This window comes from Thiomicrospira sp. (assembly GCF_014859555.1).
In the GTDB taxonomy this organism is placed as follows: Bacteria; Pseudomonadota; Gammaproteobacteria; order Thiomicrospirales; family Thiomicrospiraceae; genus Thiomicrospira.
Genome location: NZ_JACUTY010000122.1, coordinates 1 through 2,029 on the forward strand (window position 1 = coordinate 1; position 2,029 = coordinate 2,029).

Below are 2,029 nucleotides of genomic sequence, written 5' to 3' on the forward strand. Positions count from 1 at the left end.
CCGATGGATTGAAACCACTCAAGGCAAAGTTGTTCTAGTTGGTCTTCAGTAATCAATTTGCTAAACTCCTTAGCCAATCCATCCATTCTTTGAAATGTGAACATTGAGACTCTATTGTTTCAATGCCAATTGCTTTGGCAATAATGGGGCCATGACGTGTTTTTTTGTAAGTGGGCTTTAATATTGCACTTAATCTAGCAGAAGGTTTTGTTGAATAGCCATCATTGATATGTTCAGGTGTCTTAAACTGTCCAATTACCTGATCTATCGCGGGCTGGAAGCGAGACCATTCTGATTCAATGCTGACTAGTGCGTTGGAATTTGAAAATAATAGACCTTCAAACTCATGAGGTTGAATGTAGGGTTTGAACCTTTCAGGTTTGCAGTTTAGTGATTGTATGATGTTGATTTGTAGAGAATTTTCTAAACAGTTCACTTTGTCAAAGATATCTGTTAAGCCTTGACACTCTTCAAAATTAGGAAAATTTGTTTCTAATCCATAAAAATCTAAAAAGGTAGTTAAAACACTGTTTGTTTTTTGGAGAAGTGTGTTTCGTGCATTAAAGTGCAACCGATCATAACTCACAGCTCCACCGCGAGATTTTTTTGAAGTGTTTAAAGTTTGGGGTTTTACAAATACGTTAAGATGCCTTAAAGAAGGTGCAACAACATTTTTAATAAAACCTTCCTCTGTTTGTCCTTCCGTAAAAACTGTGACCTCAATTTTTTTCATTTTAAGGCCTTCCTCCAAGTATATTTTGTTTCCATATCTCACCTAGGGTATATTCTTCAAGCCAGCCAGTCAGATCTTCTGTTGTAAAACGTCTAAATGATGAAGCGCCTTGTTCTTGATCTACCACAATAATGTCTTCAGCAGTGAGCTCATTAACAAGCTCTACCGATTGTGTAGAAATTATTAGCTGTTTATCTTCCGAAACTTGTTGGAGTATTTCAGCTAAAACAGCAATAGCGTAAGGGTGTAAACCCAGTTCAGGTTCATCAATGATTACGGTATCTGGAAGTAAGTGGACAGGCTGTAACAAGAGAGTAGATAAGCAAATAAAGCGTAGCGTACCATCAGATAACATGTGTGCTTTTAAAGGAGTGTCTGGTTTACCTTTTTGTAACCATTCTAGTTCTATGAACTCTGGATCACTTTCTCTATATACGAAGTCATCAAAAAAAGGGGCGACCAAACGGATGTTATCAACAATACGTTCATAAGCAGATTTATGATCTATTCGTAGCATCCTTAAGTAAGCCGCTAAATTCGCAGCATCAGATTTTAGGCTAAGGTTGTCATTAGAAGCGTGGCGTTGTTTAACTTTCGCTCTATCACCTGTGTCATGAAAATGGTATACCCGCCATTTACTAACGGACGAGCGAACGTAAGGTGAATATTTATCTTTTGCATCTTTTAGCTTCGACTCCACATGGCCAACACCTAAAGTAGCACTTGGCGTTGTATCAAAATACATACCAGCAAACCAACTAACTTCCTTCTCAAAAATCATTCGATTATCCGCTGTTGGTATCAAATCAAACTTGTATCCATTATGGTCAAAATAAAACTCTGCATGCAAGCGTTCAGTCTCATTGCGGCCAAAATGTAAAAATGCATCGGGTCCTCCACGTGTTTGTACATAGACTTGTAAGTTTTGTTCATACATTTCATTTAATAAACGGAATAAATTAATAAAATTACTTTTACCGGCACCATTTGCACCAATTAGTACATTTAAATTACCTAATTCAAAATTAGATAATTCTTTTATCGATTTATAACCAGTAATACTTAATGACTTAACGCTAGACATAAAATTTAATTCCCGATTACAATTGTTAATTTAAGTATTTCATATAAAATATTTTATTGATTTGTTATATTATGTTCTAAATATTCACTCAGTAATATTCAACTTAATACCAAAGTGTTGTACAGCCTTAAATAAATTACCGCTCGAAACTGTTGGTTAAACTGGTTCCACCCTTAAACATTAACTGCCCAGTCAATGTCGCATCATCAAAC

At 35.8% G+C, this 2,029-nt stretch carries 2 protein-coding genes; both read right to left on the reverse strand.

From position 1 onward, the window contains the following. Positions 1 to 52: 52 nt before the first annotated feature. Complete coding sequence (locus IBX48_RS10400; RefSeq protein WP_296834311.1) at positions 53 to 733, reverse strand: DUF4276 family protein; 681 nt, start codon at positions 731 to 733, stop codon at positions 53 to 55. A 1-nt stretch (position 734) separates the two neighbouring features. Further along, complete coding sequence (locus IBX48_RS10405; protein ID WP_296834314.1) at positions 735 to 1,817, reverse strand: AAA family ATPase; 1,083 nt, start codon at positions 1,815 to 1,817, stop codon at positions 735 to 737. Positions 1,818 to 2,029 lie beyond the last annotated feature (212 nt).

Bases quoted from the DNA above. Each gene is read 5' to 3' on its own strand.
- IBX48_RS10400 (WP_296834311.1), bottom strand. From the start codon at position 733: ATGAAAAAAATTGAGGTCACAGTTTTTACGGAAGGACAAACAGAGGAA.
- IBX48_RS10405 (WP_296834314.1), bottom strand. From the start codon at position 1,817: ATGTCTAGCGTTAAGTCATTAAGTATTACTGGTTATAAATCGATAAAA.